Source organism: Nocardioides sp. Z43_10 (assembly GCF_059766615.1).
Genome location: NZ_JCBAJY010000006.1, coordinates 77,591 through 92,044, shown reverse-complemented (window position 1 = coordinate 92,044; position 14,454 = coordinate 77,591). Strand labels below are relative to the sequence as shown.

Sequence of the window (14,454 nt, the reverse complement as noted above, 5' to 3'; positions counted from 1 at the left end):
GGTAGCCTCCCGGTCGTCGGCGAGCCCCGCCGACGACCGGGACGGACGACGGGACACATCGTGGACGAGGGATTGCCGTCCTCGCGCGGCGATGCCACCGAGCTCATCGTCCACCTGACCGAGACGATCAACTCGAACCTCGACCTGCGGGTGGTCCTGCAGGCGGTGACCGACACCGGCACCCGACTCTCCGGCGCGACCTTCGGAGCGTTCTTCTACAACGCCGTCGACGAGCGGGGCAACGCCTATCGCCTGCACGTGCTCTCGGGGGCCGACGCCGCCCAGTTCGAGCGGATGCCGACGCCACGGATCACCGCCCTCTTCGAGCCGACCTTCGCCGGCTCCGCGCTGACCCGCGTCGACGACCTGGCGCTGGACCCGCGCGCCGGCGGGCTGCCGGCGGGGCACCTGCCGCTGCGCAGCTACCTGGGGGTGCCGGTCGTCTCGGGGCACGGGGCCGTCGTCGGCGCCCTGCTCTTCGGCCACCCCGAGCCCGCGATGTTCACCGCCAGCACCGAGCGCCTGGTCCACGCGGTCGCCGCACACGCCGCGGTGGCCGTCGAGAACGCCCGGCTGTTCAGCCGCGAGCAGACCGCCCGGATGGGGGCCGAGCGCACCGCGCAGAAGCTCACCATGCTGCAGGGCGCCACGGCGCGCCTGGCGAGCGCGCTCACCGCCGAGCACGCCCTGGACGCGATGGCCGACACCCTGCTCTCCCAGCTCGGTGCGGCGCGGATCACGGTGTTCCTGCGCGAGGGCGAGGAGTTCCGCTCGCTGGGCACCCGCACCGCCTCCGCGACCGACGACGGGCCCTACTACCAGTACGCACCGGCCACCTTCCCGTCGCTGGTGCGCGACGCGACCCTGACCGGCTCCCCCACCCACGTCACCTGCCGCGCCGAGTTCCTCGAGCGCTATCCCGAGCTCGCGCAGAGCCTCCCCGACATCGCCTCGGCTCTCGCCCTGCCGTTGACGGTCACCGCCTCCACCCGCGGCGCGCTGGTCCTGCAGTGGACCGAGCCGCGCGGCTTCAGCGACTCCCAGCTCCGCTTCTTCGAGGCCGTCGCCGGCCAGCTCGCCTCCACGCTGGAGCGGGTTCGCCTGCACGAGGCGGAGGCGACGGCCCGGCGCGAGCTGCACCGCCACGTCGCCGAGCTGATGGAATCCTCGACCACCCTGCAGCGCTCGCTGCTGCCGCAGCGCCTGCCCGACATCGCGGGCCTCGACGTGGCGGTGCGCTACCTGCCCGGCACCGCGGGGGCAGAGGTGGGAGGCGACTGGTACGACGTGGTCCTCGGAGCAGGTGGCCAGGTCACCCTCGTCGTCGGGGACGTGGAAGGGCACAGCCTGTCCGCGGCGGCGGTGATGGGACGGGTCAGCACCGCCCTGCACGCCTACCTCGCCGAGGGGCACCCCCCGGACGTCGCGCTCGCCCGGGTCAACCCGCTGGTCGAGGAGGCCGGGGTGATCGTCACCTGCTGCCTGGCGTCCCTGGACCCCGCCACCGGACTGGTGGCGCTGGTGCGAGCCGGCCACCCGCTCCCGATCCTGCGACGCGCGGACGGCACCGTGCTCGAGGTCGGGCACGACTCCGGACCGCCGCTGGGAGTCGCGGGCGCCACCTGGCCGGTGTCGACGGGCCGGGTGCAGCCCGGCGATCGCGCGATCCTGTACACCGACGGCCTGGTGGAGCACCGCGCCGGCGACCTGGACGCCGCGGTGGCCGGGCTCCTGGACGCCGTCCGCGACGGTGACGGCGGCGTGGAGGAGGCCGCCGACCTGGTGCTCGAGCGGGTGATGCTCTGCCCCGAGGACGACGTCGCACTGCTCATCGCCCAGTTCACCGACGTCGCCGCCGCGGCCCCCGCCCGGCTGACGGTCCGCAGCGAGGCCGACGTGGCCGGCGCCCGTGCGTTCGCCCGTGACACCGTGCGGCACTGGGGCCACGCGGAGGTGGAGGACACCGCCGCGCTGCTGGTCAGCGAGATGGTGACCAACGCGCTCATCCACGCGCACGGCCCGGCCGAGCTCGAGCTGGTGCCGACCGACGGCGGGATCCGCATCTGCGTCACCGACCGCGAGGCGCAGCACCCCAGCCCGCGCGCCGCGGGTCCCGACACCCTGGGCGGTCGCGGCCTGCTGCTGGTCGACGCCCTGGCCGCGCAGTGGGGCGTCGAGGGTGCCGGCGTCGGCAAGACGGTGTGGGCGGTGCTCCCCTGCTGAACCGGGCGGTTGGGAGCTTTCGCTAGCCTGTTCCCACGATGGACGATCACCCTCCCAGTACCAGCCCCCCTGACCCACGGCTCACCCAGAGCCCAGCCCGCGTCGGGGGGTGGACACTTTGAACGAGTGGGCGATGCTCGCGGTCGGACTGTTGCTGACCGTCGGCACGGGACTCTTCGTCGCCTCCGAGTTCGCGCTCGTCAACCTCGACCGCCACGACCTCGAGAAGCGCGCCGAGGGCGGTGAGAAGCGGCTGGAGCCGACGATCCGCGCACTGCGGATCACCTCGACCCACCTCTCCAGCGCCCAGCTGGGCATCACCTTGACGACCCTGCTGACGGGGTACACGTTCGAGCCGGCCGTCAGCTCCCTGCTGGCCGATCCGCTCACCGCCTCGGGGCTCCCGGAGGCTGCCGTGACCGGCGTCGGCACCGTGATCGGCGTCCTGCTGGCGACACTCTTCTCGATGGTCGTCGGCGAGCTGGTCCCGAAGAACTTCGCACTGGCGGTGCCGCTGGCCACGGCCAAGCTGGTGATCCCCTTCCAGAGCGCGTTCACCGCCACCTTCAGGCCCGTGGTGTCCCTGCTCAACAACACCGCCAACGCCCTCATCCGAGCGATGGGCATCGAGCCCAAGGAGGAGCTCAGCGGGGCGCGCAGCGCCGACGAGCTGACCTACCTGATCCGGCACTCGGCGTTGGCCGGGCTGCTCGAGCACGACGACGCCACGCTGCTCGACCGCACCCTGCGCTTCTCCTCCTACGACGCCTCGGACGTGATGACGCCGCGGGTGCGGATGACGTCGGTCGACCTCACCGACAGCGCTGCCGAGATCATCGCCGTCTCCGCGCGCACCGGCCACTCGCGGCTGGCGGTGCTCGACGACGGCCCCGACGACGTGGTCGGCTTCGTCCACGTCAAGCAGGCCTTCGCCGTGCCCCTGCCCGAGCGCGTCACGACCACCGCCGCGGACCTCATGTTCGAGCCCAGCCGGGTTCCCGAGGCGATGGGCGCGGACGTGCTGCTGGCCCTGCTGCGCTCCGAGGGCCTGCAGATCGCCGTGGTCACCGACGAGCACGGCGGCACCGCCGGGATCGTCACGCTGGAGGACCTGGTCGAGGAGATCATCGGCGAGCTCGAGGACGAGCACGACCGGGCCAGGTCCGGGGTGACCCGGCGCGGTCGGTCTGTGTCGTTCGACGCCTCCTGGCGCCCCGACGAGCTGCGCGAGCGCACCGGCGTGACGGTGCCCGAGGACGACGGCTGGGACACGGTCGCCGGCTTCGTGCTCGCCGAGCTCGAGCACATGCCCGAGCTCGGCGACGAGGTCCACATCGACAGCGGAACCCTGCGGGTCGAGCGCCTGGACGGTCCACGGATCGTCCGGCTGCAGTTCGTTCCCTCCGAGATCGAGGAGAAGATCGCCCATGGGTGAGTACCTGCCCGGGATCGCCTGGCTGGTCGTGCTGCTGGCCGGCAACGCGTTCTTCGTCGGCGCCGAGTTCGCCGTCATCTCCGCTCGCCGCTCGCAGATCGAGCCCCTCGCCGCGCAGGGCAGCCGCGCCGCCCGCACGACGCTGTGGGCGATGGAGCACGCCACCTTGATGCTGGCCACCAGCCAGCTGGGCATCACCGTGTGCTCGCTGCTGATCCTCAACGTCTCCGAGCCGGCCATCCACCACCTGCTGGAGCACCCGCTGGGCCTGACGCCGCTGTCGGCGGACCTGATCAGCGTCGCCGCGTTCGTCATCGCCCTGGTGCTGGTGACCTACCTGCACGTGGTGTTCGGGGAGATGGTCCCGAAGAACCTTTCGTTCTCGGTGCCCGACCGCGCCGCGCTGATCCTGGCGCCCCCGCTGGTGCTGGTCTCCCGGGTCTTCCGGCCGGTGATCGGGACCCTGAACTGGATCGCGAACCTGGTCCTGCGCGCCTTCGGCGTCGAGCCCAAGGACGAGGCGACTAGCACGTTCACCCTCGAGGAGGTCGCGGGCATCGTGGAGCAGTCGCGGCGCGAGGGGACGCTCACCGACCGCTCCGGCACGCTGGCCGGGGCGTTCGAGTTCACCGACAAGACCGTCGCGGACGTCGACGTCCCCCTCGCCGAGATGGTGCTGCTGCCCGCCGGGACCACCCCCGCCGATGTCCAGCGGGCCGTCCTGGAGTTCGGCCACTCGCGCTACGTGGTGACCGACGAGCTCGGCCGCCCGGCCGGCTACCTGCACATGAAGGACGTGATGGACATCGGCGGCGCGGCGTTCGAGGAGCCGGTGCCCGCCAAGCGGATCCGGCGGCTGATCGCCGTGCCACGCGACACCGAGATCGAGGACGCGCTGGCCCGGATGCGCCAGCACGGCGCCCACGTGGCGCGCAGCGTCGACGCGGACGGCTCGACGCTGGGCCTGCTCTTCCTCGAGGACGTGCTCGAGGTGCTCGTGGGCAAGGTGAACGACGCGATCCGCCCGTGAGGCTCACCCGGTCGGGGCGGGACTCTGCGCCCCGACCGGGAGCGGGCGCTCGGCGAGCAGGCTGAACGCCTCCTCCTCCTCCTGGGCGTTGTGCAGGCGCAGGATCGCGTAGAGGCCGTAGAGCAGGCGCCGCAGCTCCACGACGTCCTCGGCCTCGGGCGCGGCGCCCTCGAGCAGCCCCAGCAGCCGGCGCAGCCGGGTCGCCTGGTGCTCGATCTCGGCGTGGGTACGGCTCAGCGCCATCGCGGCCTCGCTCCCGCCGCCGGCCCGCTCGAGCAGGGGGACGAGCACGGCCTCGTCGTCCCGCTCGTGCGGCAGCAGCTCCTCGTCCAGGCGCACCATCAGCGCGCGCGCAGGCCCCAGGTCTGCGGCCTGCGTGCTCAGCGTGTCGGCGACCGTGCGGAACTGCTCCACCACCGGGAGCACCGCGTCGTGCTCGGCGCGCAGCCGCTGCGCGGTGGCGACATCGGCCGCCGGCATCGTCACGGCGCCCGCGCGACCGGGCAGCACCGCGCGCAGGGCGATCCCGATCGCCAGCACGTCGATGACCTCCTGGACCACCGCGCCCACGGCCGGCGCGAGCCAGCCCAGGGCGGCGGCGACCATGGCCACCAGGGAGAGGCCCATGCCCACCCAGACCGCCTGCAGGGCGATGCGCCGTGAGCGGCGGGCGATCACGATCGCCTCGCCCAGCGCATCGATGCGGTCCACCGTCAGCACGACGTCCGCGGCCTGCGAGGAGGCCGTCGCGCCGCGGGCCGCCAGCGCCACCCCCACGCCGGCCGCCGCCAGCGCCGGCGCGTCGTTGATGCCGTCACCGACCATGATCGTGGGGCCGTGGGCCGCCTCCTGGGCGAGCGCGGCCAGCTTGTCGGCCGGGTCGCACTCGGCGAGCACCCGGTCGGCGCCGACGATGCGACCCACCATCTCGGCGGTGTCGGTGTGGTCGCCGGTGACCAGCACCACCCGCTCGAGGCCGGCCCGGCGCAGCGCCCGGATCGTCCGGGGGGCACCGGGGCGGATCGGGTCCTCGAACAGCAGCGCCCCTGCGGGGACGCCGTCGACGGCGACGTAGACGCTCAGCGACCCGTCCAGCTCGACCCGCCGGCGCACCCGCCGGGCCCAGGCGGGCGGGGTGGCACCCAGGATCCAGGCGGACTTGCCCACCCTGACCTCGTGGCCGCCGACCGTGCCCCGCAGTCCGTAGCCGTGCTCCTCGACCACCTCGAGCGGCATCTCCAGGGCGAGCTCGCGCTGCGAGGCGGCGGCGACGATGGCACTGGCCAGGACGTGCGCGGAGACCTGGTCGAGGGATGCGGCCAGGCGCAGCACCTCGTCGGCGTCGGGCCCCTCGCCGGCGACGACCACGTCGCGCAGCGTCGGGCGTCCCCGGGTCAGCGTGCCGGTCTTGTCGAAGAGCACCACCCGACCCTCGGCCAGCCTCTCCAGCGCCCCGCCGCCCTTGACCACGACGCCGACCCGGGCGGCGCGCGAGAGCCCCGACATGATCGCGACCGGCGCCGCCAGCAGCAGGGGGCACGGCGTGGCCACCACCAGCACGGCCACCGCGCGCACCGGGTCGCCGGTGAGCAGCCAGGCCGCCCCCGCCAGCAGCAGGGTCAGCGGCACGAACAGCATCGCGAACCGGTCGGCGGTGCGCACCAGCGGCGCCGAGGAGGCCTGTGCCTGCTCGACCAGGCGCACCACCGCGGCGTACGACGACTCCGCGGCGGCCACCGAGGTGACCAGCTCGAAGGGGCCGCCGGCGTTCAGCACACCGCTGCGCACGTCCTCCCCCGCGAGCCGCTCGACGGGCAGCGGCTCCCCGGTGAGCGCCGACTCGTCGAGGAGGGCGGGCGAGGTGAGGCGCCCGTCGGCGGGCACCACCTCTCCGGTGCCGACCAGCAGCCGGTCGCCGGTGCCGACCTCCTCGATCGGCACCTGGGTCACGGCGTCGCCCACCCGGCGCCGGGCCACCCGCGGGGCCCGCTCGACCAGCAGGCTCAGCTCGCGCCGGGCGCGCTGGTCCGCGCGCGCCTCGAGCAACTGCCCGCTGGAGAGCATGACGGTGATCATCGCGCCGGCGAAGGCCTCGTCGACGACCAGCGCACCCACCAGCGCGAGCACCGCGATGACGTCGACGCTCGGCTCGCGCCGGCGCAGCGCCGCGGCCGTGGTCCAGGTGGAGAGGGCCAGCCCGAGGACGGCGCCGGCCACCCACAGGCCGGTGGCGAGCGGGTCACGCTCCAGCGCCCAGGCGAGCCCGCCCAGCCCGAGCAGCACCGCCGAGGAGACGAAGAACAGCATCGGCACGTGCTCGGATCTGTCCACGGCGGGCATGGGTCCTCTTTCCTGGAGCGATCTCCCAGCCTCATCGCCCGCGCCCCGGCGCTCCAGGGTCCTAGGTCCCGCGGGCAGAGGCTAGGCCGCGACCACCTCGAGCAGCGCGGCGCCCCACTTCTCGAGTTTACCGGCGCCGATCCCCGAGATCGTGCCCAGCTGCTCCAGCGTCGCGGGCGACGCGGCGGCGACGTGGCGCAGCGTGGCGTCGTGGAAGATGACGTACGCCGGCAGCCCGGCCTCCTTGGCGGTGGCCGCCCGCCAGGCGCGCAGCCTCTCGAAGACGGCCTCGGCGGGCGCGTCCAGCACGACGGTGTCGGCCGCCTTGGACCGCTTGGCCGACCGCACCCGGGCGGCCTTCGGCGCCTCGCGGCGCAGGGCCACCGACCGGTCGCCGCGCAGCACCTCCCAGGACTCCTCGGTGACCTCCAGGGTCCCGTAGCCGTCGTTGCCGACCGCCAGCAGCCGCTGGGCCAGGAGCTGGCGGGCCACCCCGCGCCACTCGGCGGCCGAGAGGTCGGCGCCGACCCCGAACACCGTGAGCGTCGTGTGGTCGAGCTGGACGACCCGCGGCGTCTCGTTGCCGAGGAGGATGTCGATGACGTGCCCGGCGCCGTAGCGCTGCTGGCGCTGGGCGAGCCGGACCACCGCCGAGAGCAGCTTCTGGGCCGCGACGGTGCCGTCCCAGGTCTGTGGCGGCGCGGTGCAGGTGTCGCAGTTGCCGCACGGCGCCGCCTGCTGGCCGAAGTAGGCCAGCAGCTGGACCCGGCGGCACTCGACGGTCTCGCACAGCGCCAGCATCGCGTCCAGGTGCTGCCCGAGCCGGCGCCGGTGCGCGGCGTCGCCCTCGGAGGAGTCGATCATCTTGCGCTGCTGGACGACGTCGGCGAGGCCGTAGGCCAGCCAGGCGGTGGCGGGCTGGCCGTCGCGGCCGGCGCGGCCGGTCTCCTGGTAGTAGCCCTCGACCGACTTGGGCAGGTCGAGGTGGGCCACGAAGCGCACGTCGGGCTTGTCGATGCCCATCCCGAAGGCGATGGTGGCCACCATCACCAGGCCCGGCTCGCGCAGGAACCGGGACTGGTGGGCGGCGCGCACCTCGGCCGGCAGGCCGGCGTGGTAGGGCAGCGCCGGGATCGCGTTCTTGGTCAGGAACTTCGCGGTCTCCTCCACCGAGCGCCGCGAGAGGCAGTAGACGATCCCTGCGTCGCCGGGGTGCTCCTCGCGCAGCAGGGCGAGGAGCTGGCCGCGCGGGTTGTCCTTGGCGACGATGCGGTACTCGATGTTGGGTCGGTCGAAGCTCGACACGAACGTCCGGGCCCCGCCGAGATTGAGCCGGGCGACGATGTCGGTGCGGGTGGCGGCGGTGGCCGTGGCGGTGAGCGCGATCCGGGGCACGTCGGGCCAGCGCTCCCCGAGCACCGCCAGCTGCAGGTAGTCGGGCCGGAAGTCGTGTCCCCAGGCCGAGACGCAGTGCGCCTCGTCGATCGCGAAGAGCGCGATCCGTCCGCGGTCCAGGAAGCCCAGGGTGTCGCGCGCCGAGAGCCGCTCCGGCGCCAGGTAGAGCAGGTCCAGCTCGCCCGCGACGTACGCCGCCTCGACCCGGCGCCGCTCCTCGCCAGACTGGGTGGAGTTGAGGAACGCGGCGCGGACGCCGAGCGCGGCGAGCGCGTCGACCTGGTCCTGCATCAGCGCGATCAGCGGCGAGATGACCACGCCCGTGCCGGGGCGGACCAGGGCGGGGATCTGGTAGCACAGCGACTTGCCGCCGCCGGTGGGCATCAGCACCAGCGCGTCGCCGCCGGCGCACACCGTCTCGATGATCTCGGCCTGCTCGCCCCGGAACGACGGGTAGCCGAAGACTGTGCTCAGCACGTCCAGCGCGGTGGCCGCAGAGGTCAACGTCATGGGCGACATCGTGCCCGGCCGGCCTGCGGTTGGCGAAACCCGGCTCCACAGGACAGCCGGGGGGTCGGTGGCCGGGGGCTGTCGGTTTCCCCGGCCGACCGGGGAAGCCTGATGTTGTCGGCCGAAACTTCGCCCGACAACATCAGTGGTTGACACCCGGCCCTACCCCAGGAGTCACCTCAGATCGCTCGAGCCCCAGCGGGCACACCGGGAACCCCGGACGCAGCCGCCCTAGCGCTGCGCCAGACGGCGCGCCAGGTACGTCGCGGTGAGCCCGACGCCCGCCGCCGCCACGTCGCGCGGGGTGCCGGTGGCGACCACCCGTCCGCCGTTGTCGCCCCCGCCGGGGCCGAGGTCCACCACCCAGTCGGCGGTGGCGACCGTGTCGAGGTCGTGCTCGACCAGCACGACGGTGTTGCCGGCGTCCACCAGGCGGTGCAGCTGACGCAGCAGCAGGTCGGTGTCGCGCGGGTGCAGACCCGAGGTGGGCTCGTCGAGCAGGTAGAGGCTGTGGCCCCGGTTCGTGCGCTGCAGCTCGGTGGCCAGCTTGATCCGCTGGGCCTCGCCGCCGCTGAGCTCGGTGGCGGGCTGGCCCAGCCTCAGGTAGCCCAGGCCGACCTCGCGCAGGGTCTGCAGGCCGCGCGCCGCCGCCGGCACGTCGCTGAGGAACTCGGCGGCGTCGTCGACCGACATCGCCAGCACGTCCGCGATGGTGCGCTCGCGGTGGGTGACCTGGAGGGTCTCGGCGTTGTAGCGCGCCCCGTGGCAGGTGGGGCACGGCGCGTAGGTGCTGGGCAGGAACACCAGCTCGACGGAGACGAAGCCCTCGCCCTGACAGGTCTCGCAGCGCCCGGCGGCGACGTTGAACGAGAACCGTCCGACGCCGTAGCCACGCGCCTTGGCCTCGGGCGTGGCGGCGTACAGCCGGCGCACCGCGTCGAACAGGCCGGTGTACGTCGCGAGGTTGGACCGGGGGGTCCGACCGATCGGGCGCTGGTCGACGACCACCAGGCGGTCGAAGGAGTCGACGCCCCGGGCCTCGCGGACGTCGACGTCGAGGACGGCCGGGGCGTCGTCGTCCTCGTCGCCCTCGGCCGGGGCGAGGCCGAGGTGGCGGCGCACGACCTCGGCCAGCACCTGGGTCACCAGGGTGGACTTCCCGGAGCCGGAGACGCCGGTGACGGCGGTCAGCGCGCCCAGCGGCAGGTCCAGCGAGACGTCCTGCAGGTTGTGCCGCGAGACCCCGCCCAGGTGCAGCCAGTCCGACGGCGTCCGTGGCTCGCGCACGAACCGTTCGGCGCGGCCGAAGAGGTGGGCGCTGGTGGGCGACTCCACGACCTTCTCCAGCCCGGCGATCGGGCCCGAGTAGAGCACCTGGCCGCCGCCCTCGCCGGCCGCCGGCCCGATGTCGACCACCCAGTCGGCTCGCCGTACGACGTCCATGTCGTGCTCCACGACGAACAGGGAGTTGCCCGCGGCCTTGAGCTGGTCGAGCACCGCCAGGAGCGGCTCCGCGTCGGCCGGGTGGAGCCCCGCGGAGGGCTCGTCGAGGACGTAGACGACGCCGAAGAGGCCCGAGCGCAGCTGGGTGGCGATCCGCAGGCGCTGGGCCTCGCCGGGCGAGAGGGTGGTCGAGCCGCGTCCCAGCGAGAGGTAGCCCAGGCCGAGGTCCACCAGCACCTCGATCCGGGCGACGAGGTCCCCGCTGATGCTCCCGGCGACGTCGTCGACGTCATCGGTGACGCAGGGGCGCAGCAGCTCGGCGAGCTCGAGGAACGGCAGCGCGTTGGCCTGTGCGATGGACGCCCCGGCGAAGGTCACCGCCAGCGCCTCGGGCCGCAGCCCGCTGCCCTGGCACGCCGCACAGCGGGTGCTGCGCACGAAGCGCAGCATTTTCTCGCGCATCTTCTCGCTCGGCGACCCGGCGAGCACCCGGCGCACGTGGCTGCGGGCGCTGCGGAAGGTGCCCATGTAGTCGCGCCCCCCGCCGCCGTCCTTGTCCTGCGGCCGGATCAGTACCGAGGGCTCCTCCTCGGTGAACAGCAGCCAGTCCCGGTCCTGGCGCGACAGCTCGCGCCAGGGCCGGTCGACGTCGATGCCCAGGTTCTTGGTGACCCGGCGCAGGTTGTGGCCCTGCCAGGCTCCCGGCCAGGCGGCGATCGCACCGTCGCGGATGCTCAGCGAGGTGTCGGGGACCAGCAGGTCCTCGGCGACGTCGTGGGCGACCCCGAGCCCGTGGCACTCGGGGCAGGCGCCGGCGGCGGTGTTCGGCGAGAACGCCTCGGCGGCGAGGTGTCCGGCTCCGGCCGGGTAGGTCCCGGCCCGCGAGTAGAGGATCCGCAGCAGGTTGGACAGCGTGGTGATGGTGCCGACCGTCGATCGGGAGCTGGCCGCGCCGCGTCGCTGCTGCAGCGCCACCGCCGGCGGCAGCCCGGAGATCTCCCGCACGTGCGGTGCGCCGACCTGTTGCAGCAGGCGACGCGCGTACGGCGCGACCGACTCGAAGTAGCGGCGCTGCGCCTCGGCGTACAGCGTCCCGAAGGCCAGCGACGACTTCCCCGAGCCGGACACCCCGGTGAAGGCGACGATCGCGTCGCGCGGCAGGTCGACGTCCACGTCGCGCAGGTTGTGCTCGCGTGCTCCCCGGACGCGCACGTAGCCGTCCCGCTCCTCGATGCTCATCCCCACTGTCTATCCGACGCTTCCGAAGCGGACACCAGGAGCGCCTGCCCTGAGCAGGAACGGAACTGTGCTACTAATATGCAGTAAGTCAGTAGACATTAAACAGAAGGAGGTGCGGCGACGATGCTCGCTCCTGCGGTTCGGCGTGTGACGGCGCCACGCGCGGCCGTGGCGGTGGGCGAGGCCACCGAGGCGCTCCCCCTCACCTTCCGGTCGGTGGGCCGCACCTTCGGGACCGGCGCGGCCGCCCACGAGGTGCTGCGCGGGGTGGACCTGACGGTGGCCCCGGGTTCGGTCGTCGCCCTCCTCGGCCCGAGTGGCTGCGGCAAGTCCACGCTGCTGCGCGCCGCCGCGGGCCTGGACCTGCCGAGCGCGGGCGAGGTGCTCATCGGCCAGGAGCGCGTCCAGCGCTACGACGCGCGGTGCGGGGTGGCGTTCCAGGAGCCGCGGCTGCTGCCCTGGCGCACGCTGCGCGACAACGTCGCCCTGGGGCTCGCCAGCAGCACCCCGAGGCGCGAGAGGAGCCGGCGGGTCGCCGAGCTGCTCGACCTCGTGGAGCTCCGCGACGCCGCGGGGCACCGGCCGCGCGAGGTCTCCGGGGGCATGGCCCAGCGCGCCGCCCTCGCCCGGGCGCTGGCCCGCCGCCCGGGAGTCCTGCTGCTCGACGAGCCGTTCGGGGCGCTCGACGCACTGACCCGGATGAAGATGCAGGACCTGCTGCTCGCCGTGCACAGATCCACTCCGACCACGGTGCTGCTGGTCACCCACGACGTCGACGAGGCGCTCCAGCTGGCCGACGTCGTGGTGGTGCTGGGTCGAGCCGGCCGGGAGCCCGCCGCCGGCGTCCTCGACTCGCTGACCGTTCCTGGCGCGCGCCCTCGCGACCGCGGGTCCGAGGAGCTGGCCCGGATCCGCGGCCGGCTCCTCGAACGGCTGGGCGTCGACGCCCATCGCCAGTGACCTCCCACCCCATCCGCCCGACTCGCCCGAAGGACCACGCATGACCACCACCGCCCGCGCCGCCCGCCCCTCCCCCATCCGCACCCTGGCCCTGCTGATCGCCGGGGGCGCCGTGCTGGCGCTCGCCGGCTGCGCCGAGGGCGAGGCCGCCGGTGACGGCGGGCGCGCCCTCGAGATCGACTACGCGACGTACAACCCGCTGAGCCTGGTGATCAAGGAGAAGGGCTGGCTCGAGGACGCACTCGCCGACGACGGCGTCGACGTCACCTGGGTCAAGTCCGACGGCTCCAACAAGGCCAACGAGGCGCTGCGCTCGGGAGCGATCGACGTCGGCTCCACGGCCGGCTCGGCAGCCCTGCTGGCCCGGGCCAACGGCTCGCCGATCCGGGCCATCGACATCTACTCCCAGCCCGAGTGGGCCGCGATCGTCGTCGGCGCGGACTCCGAGATCCGCTCGGTCAAGGACCTCGCCGGCAAGCAGGTGGCCGCGACGAAGGGCACCGACCCCTACTTCTTCCTGCTCCAGGCGCTGGAGGCCGAGGGGGTGGACCCGGCCCAGGTCACCGTCGAGAACCTCCAGCACGCCGACGGCGCCGCCGCCCTGAGCAACGGAGCGGTCGACGCGTGGGCCGGCCTGGACCCGATCATGGCCGCCGCCGAGGTCGACGGCGCCAAGCTGATCTACCGCAACGTCGACTTCAACACCTTCGGCTTCCTCAACGCCACCGAGGAGTTCCTCGAGGAGGAGCCCGAGCTCGCCCAGACGGTCGTGGACTCCTACGCCCGGGCGCGCGCCTGGGTGCTGGAGAACCCGGAGGAGGCGGTGGCGATCCTGGCCGCGGAGGCCGGCGTCGACGAGGAGGTGGCGCGCACGGTGCTCACCGAGCGGACCACCCTGGACTTCGACCACGTGCCCGGCCAGGCGCAGCTCGAGGTGCTGGCCAAGGTGGGCCCCATCTTCGTCGAGTCCGGCGACGTGGAGGACCAGAGCAGCATCGACGAGGCGCTCGAGGAGCTGCTCGAGGACGAGTACGCCGCCGCCGCGGATCCGGACAACGCCGGCTGATGAGCGCGACCGAGGTCCGCGCCCGGCCCGTCCCCGACCGCGGCGAGCGGTGGCTGAGCCATCCTGTCGTCCGCGTGGTCGGGGGCGCGCTGCTCCCGGCGGCGCTGCTGGCCCTGTGGCAGCTGAGCACCGCGGCCGGGGTGTTCTCGGCCGTGCAGCTGCCGGGGCCGGGCGCGGTCGTCGACGCCGCTCGGGGCCTGCTGCAGCGCGACGAGCTGATCAGCCACGTGCACATCTCCACCCAGCGGGTGCTTATCGGCTTCGCGATCGGCGCCACCATCGGCATCTGCCTGGGCGCGCTGGTCGGCCTGTCCCGGGTGGCCGACCTGCTGCTGGCGCCGACGATCGGCGCGCTGCGCGCCGTACCGTCACTGGCGTGGGTGCCGTTGCTGATCCTCTGGATGAAGATCGGCGAGGACTCCAAGATCACCTTGATCGCGATCGGCGCCACCTTCCCCGTCTTCACCACCGTCTACCTGGCGCTGCGCCACGTCGACCGGCAGGTGCTCGAGGCGGCCCGGGCGTTCGGGCTGCGCGGCCTGCGACTGCTGGGCACGGTCCAGCTGCCCGCGGTGGTGCCCGCGGTCTTCTCCGGCCTGCGTCTCGCCCTCGCCCAAGCCTGGCTCTTCCTGGTCGCCGCCGAGCTGATCGCCTCCTCGCAGGGGTTGGGCTACCTGCTCACCGACTCGCAGAACAACGGTCGCACCGACCGCCTGCTGCTCGCGATCGTGCTGCTGGCCGCGCTCGGCAAGGCCAGCGACGCCGCGCTCGGGCTGGTGGAGCGGTGGGCGGTGCGCCGCTGGGCCTGAGTGC

Annotated in this window: 9 protein-coding genes; 6 read left to right on the top strand and 3 right to left on the bottom strand. The window is 73.7% G+C overall.

Features of this window, described 5'->3' with window-relative positions; translation table 11 throughout:
• The first annotated feature begins 60 nt into the window (after positions 1-60).
• The 3 genes from AC6EI4_RS12445 (at position 61) to AC6EI4_RS12435 (ending at position 4,688) form a co-directional block, all read left to right on the top strand.
• Positions 61-2,223, top strand: coding sequence for a SpoIIE family protein phosphatase (locus AC6EI4_RS12445; protein WP_498451656.1), 2,163 nt, complete (start codon positions 61-63; stop codon positions 2,221-2,223).
• Between the two features lie 109 nt (positions 2,224-2,332).
• Positions 2,333-3,658 (top strand): hemolysin family protein, encoded by a 1,326-nt coding sequence (locus AC6EI4_RS12440; protein WP_498424249.1) that lies wholly within the window; start codon positions 2,333-2,335, stop codon positions 3,656-3,658.
• Positions 3,651-4,688, top strand: a complete 1,038-nt coding sequence (locus AC6EI4_RS12435) for a hemolysin family protein (RefSeq protein ID WP_498424250.1) — start codon at positions 3,651-3,653, stop codon at positions 4,686-4,688. Before AC6EI4_RS12440 ends, AC6EI4_RS12435 begins: the two co-directional genes overlap by 8 nt.
• Positions 4,689-4,691: 3 nt before the next feature.
• Here the strand turns inward: AC6EI4_RS12435 and AC6EI4_RS12430 are convergent, their stop codons facing one another.
• From AC6EI4_RS12430 to uvrA, 3 genes are all read right to left on the bottom strand, one after another.
• Complete coding sequence (locus AC6EI4_RS12430) at positions 4,692-7,028, bottom strand: heavy metal translocating P-type ATPase (protein ID WP_498451655.1); 2,337 nt, start codon at positions 7,026-7,028, stop codon at positions 4,692-4,694.
• A gap of 81 nt (positions 7,029-7,109) precedes the next feature.
• Complete coding sequence (gene recQ, locus AC6EI4_RS12425; RefSeq protein WP_498451654.1) at positions 7,110-8,933, bottom strand: DNA helicase RecQ; 1,824 nt, start codon at positions 8,931-8,933, stop codon at positions 7,110-7,112.
• A 231-nt stretch (positions 8,934-9,164) separates the two neighbouring features.
• Positions 9,165-11,615 carry an excinuclease ABC subunit UvrA gene (uvrA, locus tag AC6EI4_RS12420; RefSeq protein WP_498451653.1) on the bottom strand — a complete coding sequence of 817 codons (2,451 nt, stop codon included), beginning with the start codon at positions 11,613-11,615 and terminating at the stop codon, positions 9,165-9,167.
• 147 nt (positions 11,616-11,762) lie between these two features.
• On the opposite strand from uvrA, the gene AC6EI4_RS12415 reads away from it, so the two are divergent.
• Genes AC6EI4_RS12415 through AC6EI4_RS12405 form a run of 3 tightly spaced genes read left to right on the top strand, consistent with a single transcriptional unit; the run spans position 11,763 to position 14,450 of the window.
• Positions 11,763-12,575: an ABC transporter ATP-binding protein gene (locus AC6EI4_RS12415; RefSeq protein WP_498451652.1), complete on the top strand. Its 813-nt coding sequence runs from the start codon at positions 11,763-11,765 to the stop codon at positions 12,573-12,575.
• Positions 12,576-12,615: 40 nt separating this feature from the next.
• Positions 12,616-13,641, top strand: a complete 1,026-nt coding sequence (locus AC6EI4_RS12410; protein WP_498451651.1) for an aliphatic sulfonate ABC transporter substrate-binding protein — start codon at positions 12,616-12,618, stop codon at positions 13,639-13,641.
• A complete protein-coding gene (locus AC6EI4_RS12405; protein ID WP_498451650.1) occupies positions 13,641-14,450 on the top strand; it encodes an ABC transporter permease in 810 nt (269 codons plus the stop codon). Before AC6EI4_RS12410 ends, AC6EI4_RS12405 begins: the two co-directional genes overlap by 1 nt.
• Positions 14,451-14,454: the final 4 nt, after the last annotated feature.

Coding starts and splice junctions, on each gene's coding strand:
- AC6EI4_RS12435 (WP_498424250.1), top strand. CDS start 3,651: ATGGGTGAGTACCTGCCCGGGATCGCCTGGCTGGTCGTGCTGCTGGCC.
- AC6EI4_RS12430 (WP_498451655.1), bottom strand. CDS start 7,028: ATGCCCGCCGTGGACAGATCCGAGCACGTGCCGATGCTGTTCTTCGTC.
- recQ (WP_498451654.1), bottom strand. CDS start 8,933: ATGACGTTGACCTCTGCGGCCACCGCGCTGGACGTGCTGAGCACAGTC.
- uvrA (WP_498451653.1), bottom strand. CDS start 11,615: ATGAGCATCGAGGAGCGGGACGGCTACGTGCGCGTCCGGGGAGCACGC.
- AC6EI4_RS12410 (WP_498451651.1), top strand. CDS start 12,616: ATGACCACCACCGCCCGCGCCGCCCGCCCCTCCCCCATCCGCACCCTG.
- AC6EI4_RS12405 (WP_498451650.1), top strand. CDS start 13,641: ATGAGCGCGACCGAGGTCCGCGCCCGGCCCGTCCCCGACCGCGGCGAG.